Source organism: Tissierella sp., from assembly GCF_052089545.1.
Lineage (GTDB): Bacteria > Bacillota > Clostridia > Tissierellales > Tissierellaceae > Tissierella_A.
This window is the reverse complement of sequence record NZ_JBQDAA010000158.1, coordinates 1-5,689: the sequence shown is the minus strand read 5'-3', so window position 1 is coordinate 5,689 and position 5,689 is coordinate 1. Positions and strand designations below refer to the sequence as shown.

General features: G+C 29.5%; 7 protein-coding genes. 1 reads left to right on the top strand and 6 read right to left on the bottom strand.

The window, feature by feature from the left end:
* The first annotated feature begins 736 nt into the window (after positions 1 to 736).
* Entirely contained in the window at positions 737 to 1,690 is a 954-nt protein-coding gene (locus tag ACTHW2_RS10270) for a replication initiation protein (protein ID WP_442263829.1), read from the top strand.
* Positions 1,691 to 1,902: 212 nt separating this feature from the next.
* On the opposite strand, the gene ACTHW2_RS10265 is transcribed toward ACTHW2_RS10270, so the two are convergent.
* The 6 genes from ACTHW2_RS10265 to ACTHW2_RS10240 all read right to left on the bottom strand — a co-directional run bounded on the left by ACTHW2_RS10265 (position 1,903) and on the right by ACTHW2_RS10240 (position 5,482).
* Positions 1,903 to 2,925 (bottom strand): hypothetical protein, encoded by a 1,023-nt coding sequence (locus ACTHW2_RS10265; protein WP_442263828.1) that lies wholly within the window; start codon positions 2,923 to 2,925, stop codon positions 1,903 to 1,905.
* A 121-nt stretch (positions 2,926 to 3,046) separates the two neighbouring features.
* Positions 3,047 to 3,415, bottom strand: a complete 369-nt coding sequence (locus tag ACTHW2_RS10260; protein ID WP_442263827.1) for a hypothetical protein — start codon at positions 3,413 to 3,415, stop codon at positions 3,047 to 3,049.
* Between the two features lie 88 nt (positions 3,416 to 3,503).
* Positions 3,504 to 3,728 carry a hypothetical protein gene (locus tag ACTHW2_RS10255; protein ID WP_442263826.1) on the bottom strand — a complete coding sequence of 75 codons (225 nt, stop codon included), beginning with the start codon at positions 3,726 to 3,728 and terminating at the stop codon, positions 3,504 to 3,506.
* A complete protein-coding gene (locus ACTHW2_RS10250; protein ID WP_442263825.1) occupies positions 3,688 to 4,851 on the bottom strand; it encodes a relaxase/mobilization nuclease domain-containing protein in 1,164 nt (387 codons plus the stop codon). Before ACTHW2_RS10250 ends, ACTHW2_RS10255 begins: the two co-directional genes overlap by 41 nt.
* A complete protein-coding gene (locus ACTHW2_RS10245) occupies positions 4,812 to 5,168 on the bottom strand; it encodes a plasmid mobilization protein (RefSeq protein WP_442263824.1) in 357 nt (118 codons plus the stop codon). Before ACTHW2_RS10245 ends, ACTHW2_RS10250 begins: the two co-directional genes overlap by 40 nt.
* Before the next feature lie 110 nt (positions 5,169 to 5,278).
* On the bottom strand, positions 5,279 to 5,482 hold the full coding sequence (locus ACTHW2_RS10240; protein ID WP_442263823.1) for a hypothetical protein: 204 nt from the start codon (positions 5,480 to 5,482) through the stop codon (positions 5,279 to 5,281).
* Between the last annotated feature and the right edge of the window lie 207 nt (positions 5,483 to 5,689).

The window sequence follows — 5,689 nt, the reverse complement described above, 5'->3', positions numbered from 1 at the left end:
CCCTTTGCAAGTGGTAAAGTATAGCCGTAAGGCTATCACTTTGCGACACTTGCATTAACTCCTTTAAAATAATAATATAATAAAGACTAATAAATGTCAATTTAAATTAGTTTATTATATTTCAGATAAAATGGAGTTAATTGTCTTTGTATTTTTATTTATTTTTGCTGAATGATCTTATCAGCTATAAAAATAATAAAATATTCCTTTAATATTTTATTTATTGAATTTGTTGATTTAAGATATTTTTTATACAGGAATCTGTTTTAATAAATGCAAAGTCTTATTTATGCTTCTAAATGCAGTTGTATCTTTCATAACTAGCCCTAGAAGCTTTTTATAGACTCAAGCTATACATTCCTACCCTTAACATAGTAAAAGCTCTTAAAAGTAATTCTGAGACTTCAACAGAGTAATTCATAAATAACTTTTTAATAGTGCATTTAAATTTTTCAGCTTTTAAATTTATCTTTTTAAAATTGTGGATAACTTTCCTTAGAAAGAAAGATAGATATAATAAAAACCCTTTAACTACTTTTAACTACTTTTACGCTCCCTAAACTTAGCTGTTTTCAAGGGGTATAGAAGTTTAACAACGAGAGAAACTATCATTAACAACGAGAGAAACTATCATTAACAACGAGAGAAACTATCAATTAACAACGAAATTGTTTACACAACTCGTCATTAATGGTATATTAAAAGGAATCTAATCAATGAAAAAGGGGGGATTTTTATGAAAAATAAATTAGTAGTGAAGGCTAATAAACTAATTGAAGCTAGATACAATTTAAGCTTAAATGAACAAAAAATTATACTTTATGCAGTTAGTAAACTAAATAGAGAGAAAGAAAAATTTAATATATTAGAACTAGAAACAAGAGAGTTTATTAAATTATTAGGCACTACTGGATCTAGATATGTCGAAATCAAAAAGATAGTAACAGGATTAATGAAAAAACAAGTTAGCATTGAAACAGAAGAAAGCGACTTAGTTGCTAACTGGGTCTCATCTATAAAGTATATAAAAAATACAGGTGAAATAGAATTAGAATTCAGTGAAAACTTAATACCCTACCTACTACAATTAAAAGAAAGTTTTACTAGATATGAATTAAAAAACATTTTATATTTAAAAAACAAATATAGTATAAGGATTTATGAACTTTTAAAACAATATGAAATCATAGGAAAGAGAGAATTTGAGTTAAAAGAATTTAAACGAATATTATTCTTAGAAAACCAATATGAAAGAATATATGATTTTAGAAGGTTTGTATTAGAACCAGTAAAAGAAGATTTAAATAAAAACACAGATATAAATATATCTTACAAAGAAATTAAAAAAGGTAGAAAAATAACAGGACTTTTATTTAAGATAGAACCAAAAAACCAGGATGAAAAAATGTATATTGATTTCTTAAATGATTTTTATGATATTAAAAATATGAAGCTTAAAATGGGATTAAAAAATGAGAATTTCAGTCCAACTCAAGTTATGGCTTTATATGAAAAAGCTGTTGAAATGGCTGGTAACGAAGATGTAGATTTGTTTGAATATATAAGGCTTAACTATCTTCACATAAAAGATAAAGCTAGAAATAAGTATGCCTACCTTTTAAAAGCTTTAGAAAATGATTATGCTTCAGCTATAGGTCAGATAAGTGTAGATTATTATATTAAAAGATAAGTAGTGTTTAGAATCGATTTTAAATCATTGGAACATAGCAAGACTAAAAAAACCTACAAAGTATCATCAAAAACCCACCTAGGCTGTTGAACAGCCTAGGTGGGTTTTTGATGATACTAGCTAAATCATATATATATAAGCGAGACATTAAATTTAAAATACCTCTATTTCAAATTTAATTTATATTTTATTCTACCTTTATCTAAATATTATTAATTGGGTCTAAAATTAACTTGCCAAGACCATACATCTGCCAGTTCTGTAGTTCCACTAATGGAAAATCCATTAAAGCCTACAGACAAGGATAAATTAGCCACAGTCCACGGATGAATGTATTTTCCTGAGATAGCAAGCTGGTGATTTGAATATCTTTTACTAACCATAATGTCTTGAAGTAACATTCCGGTTTGTTTAATTGGGGTTGTTGCTAAATTTGGTGAATAAAGATAAAAACTAGATGTTATACCTTGAGTACTAGAAAGATCTATATCATGACTACTATTCAACCATGTTCCATCGTATAATGCAGCATGGACTCCAGCATGTGTATTAGCTACAGGTTGAGCAATATCTCCCCAATATAAGCCTACACTATCTCTATTTGCAGCTCTTGGATGTTTTTTCCAATGATAATCTACAACTAGCTCATATTTGTATTGTGTACTAGTTTCTCCAAGATATACTACTGAAATAAGAGAGCTCCAAATACCATCTTCTTTATATCCATTATTCGCATATAGATTACTATATGTAGAAGATGTCTCTTTACCTTCTTCTAAGACATTATATTGTTCAGTCTCCACCCCCTCTACTCCAATTTTTTTTAAATCTTCTAATTGGAGATCTCTAACTTCACTTATATTATTTGGAGTAATTTTGTGCGTTTCTCCATCTTTGGATATATATTCACGTTTTAAAGAAACTAACTCGGAGTCTACAACCTTACCACCTTTACTTGCTAATAATTGTTTTTGTTCTAGGCTCCATGATTGTATAGATTTTTGATCATATCCTATTTCTTCCAAAACTAAGTTAAGATCATCTTCACTTAGTTCAATTGATTTTTCTATAGGAGATATCCTACCATCATCTAAGACTTCAACAGATAGGTTGTTGCTTATTTTTCTTTCATTAACTATTGTTTCTTTCTGTAATTCACTTGATGACACATAACTATTAGGAATAATTAATATCAATACGATTAATACACACGATGAAATAACTCTTTTTATCATTAAGTAAATCCTCCTTTATTTTGTATAGCCTCACTTATATTAACCAAAATAGTATACTCTTTGTTAAAAGTCAAATAAACATTTAAGATCAAAAAGCAAGTATACAGAGATGGTAACTTTACTACCTTAAAATCCTCCACAGAATATTTTCTTTCTCCATCAGAAAAAAGTTATTTCCAATCTCTAAAGTTCTTATTTTAAAGCTATTATCTGATATTTCTCCGTTGTTTATATACTCGAATTTTTTCTCCCTTATAGAAAATACTCCAAATAGTCTTTTGGTTGTACTTCTATCAAATAATTCAAATTTTCCCTGGGTGTAATAGTACGGTTTATTACTTTTTTTAATACTCTGTTCATTTTCAAGCCATTTATAATAATCAGTATCTGAAGGTACCGTTAAAAATAGTATAATTAAAACTATAAATATAAGTCCCAAGATAATTTTAGTTCTACTTCTCAAAATATCACTCCAATCTTTTAATTGCAATTAAAGTACAATCGTATATAAACATAGCTAAATTCTCTATCCAAATCTTACTTTTATTGGTTTAAGTTATACCCAATATATAATATATTTAAATAAGACTATTTATAATGTTGATTAAACCATAGCCTAATAAAGTTATGACACTAGCTATTACAGCTAGAGGAAGGGCTGTTTTTAACTTATCATCAAAGCTCGTATTCTCAATATTTTTACCTAGTTTTTGTATGTTTTTATTCATTCCATTTAAGCTTTGATTCGTACCTTTCTCTAAGTTATCTAGTGTTTTCCCTATTCCTTGATTTATTACGTTCAATCCTTCTTTCGAGTTCTCTACGATTTGCTCGTTCAAGTTCTCTAGCTTTCTCCTGCTCAATCTTTCTTGTTCTTGCATCTGGCTTAGATAATTCTCCGAGACTTCTTGCATTTTCACTAGCTGATTTTCTGATATGTTCTTTTGCTCTTCCAATGTCGAAATCATTTGCTCTTGTACCTTTTTGCTTGCCTCTTCTATCGCCTGAATCTCTTTTAAGACTGCTTGGTGGTTGATTGAGTCCTTGTCCATCTGTACCTTGATGTAACTCCTCATAAGCTCGTTTAACTCCCTTGTTTCTGCTATCAATGCTTTTAGTTCCTCTTGATCTTTCTCTTCTTCCAAGAGTTTGTTCAAATTCATCAGTTAAACCCCCTTTTGTAAAGTTAGAATCATTAAAAGTTTTTTCTAGGTTTGCAAGCCTTACTCTTTTGCCCGTTTCATTATTTATAAAAGTTACATGCTTTCTTGTATCAGTCCAGTTGGTGCTGTAGCCTTGATCTTTCATTTCTTTTATAAAATCTTCCCTTGAAGTAGATTTCCCCTGGGCTTTCTTAACTGCTAGGGCTGTATCTATAACATAAGACCTTGCTGTTCCCTTGAAGTGCCTTTCCATTACCCTATATTTATTTTGGTTGAAGCTTGTTATCTTACCCTTTTCTTTTGTTTTTTCAGGTACAGTAAGACCATGATCTTTACTTAATTCATTGCTCTTATCTTTCATCGCCTGGTATTCATATTTTGTTGTATGAAATTTCCTTCCAGTTTCATAATTTACAGAGTTAATTATAAAGTGGTTATGGATATGCTTCTTGTCTTTATGGGTTGTCAGTAGTATTTCATGACCTTTAAATTTATCATTGTTCCTTATAAACTCTTTGCCAATTTTATGGGCTTTTTCAGGGCTTAATGTATCTTTAGGATTGAATGATTGAATGAAATGAGAGTACTGCCTACCATCTTTTTTATCGTATAGTTCCTTAGTTGCTTTCATTTCATCTATGGCTGTTATTGGGTTACAATCTATTCCTGATATAAGTTTTTCTTCTGTTTTTTCTTTCTTGCTTACATAGTTTATAGCTGTTCCTATACTTGACTTTGAATTAACTGCCTTAATAATTGCCATACTTCCACCAACTCCCCGTTTATATCTTCCAGTTCATCAGAACAATCAACCTTTCCTTGATTTGCTAATTTAGTTAATTGATTGAGATTGATTCCAATTCTTTTAGTTTCAAGGACTAGATCTTTGATTCCCTCTACTACATTTATTTCTTTGTCTAAGGCTGATTGAAGTAAATATTTATTTTGTGTTAATTTAGATTTTTCTACTTTCTTTTTTATCTGTTCAAATTCTTTGTCAGTGGCTCTTATTACTATTTGCTTTTGTCTTTTTCTATTACTAGTTTTTTCAACTCTATATTCTGCCTGCTCTTGTGACATATAAAAACCTCCTAAATGTCTATTTTTCAACATACCTATAGTATCTTAAAGTTTTTAAAAGCTCTTAGAAAGCTATTTGAAGGGCTTGTTTTTATCTCTTTTTTAGATTTCTACCACCAAGTACCATCTTTAGAGTAATGATACCATTCTCCATTTTTTAATCTTACGCATACTGTATTGTTTTCATCTAGCCAAGTTTCAATTATTTCCATTCCTGATTTATAATCCAAGCCTACGATTTGAGTATGAAATTCATTTGTTTTATACATATGATCCTTTTGTTCCTGACTTAATTTTTCTATGCCTTTTATCATTTCATCAGCTCCTTTGACTTTTTAATTTTATCCAGGAGATCCAAAGATAAAATTAGGGATAAAATTTATTTTATACAACCAACTGGAAGATAAAAGAGTGTTTTTCTCTTTTGTCTGTAAGGCGGTAGTTTGGGGGTTCAAAGGGGGAATTTTCCCCTTGCAAGTGTAAAGTATAGCCTGTGGCTATCACTTTGCGACACTTGCATT

Excerpts from the sequence above, each read along its gene's own strand:
- ACTHW2_RS10245 (WP_442263824.1), bottom strand. The coding sequence starts at position 5,168 with ATGTCACAAGAGCAGGCAGAATATAGAGTTGAAAAAACTAGTAATAGA.
- ACTHW2_RS10270 (WP_442263829.1), top strand. The coding sequence starts at position 737 with ATGAAAAATAAATTAGTAGTGAAGGCTAATAAACTAATTGAAGCTAGA.
- ACTHW2_RS10240 (WP_442263823.1), bottom strand. The coding sequence starts at position 5,482 with ATGATAAAAGGCATAGAAAAATTAAGTCAGGAACAAAAGGATCATATG.
- ACTHW2_RS10250 (WP_442263825.1), bottom strand. The coding sequence starts at position 4,851 with ATGGCAATTATTAAGGCAGTTAATTCAAAGTCAAGTATAGGAACAGCT.
- ACTHW2_RS10265 (WP_442263828.1), bottom strand. The coding sequence starts at position 2,925 with ATGATAAAAAGAGTTATTTCATCGTGTGTATTAATCGTATTGATATTA.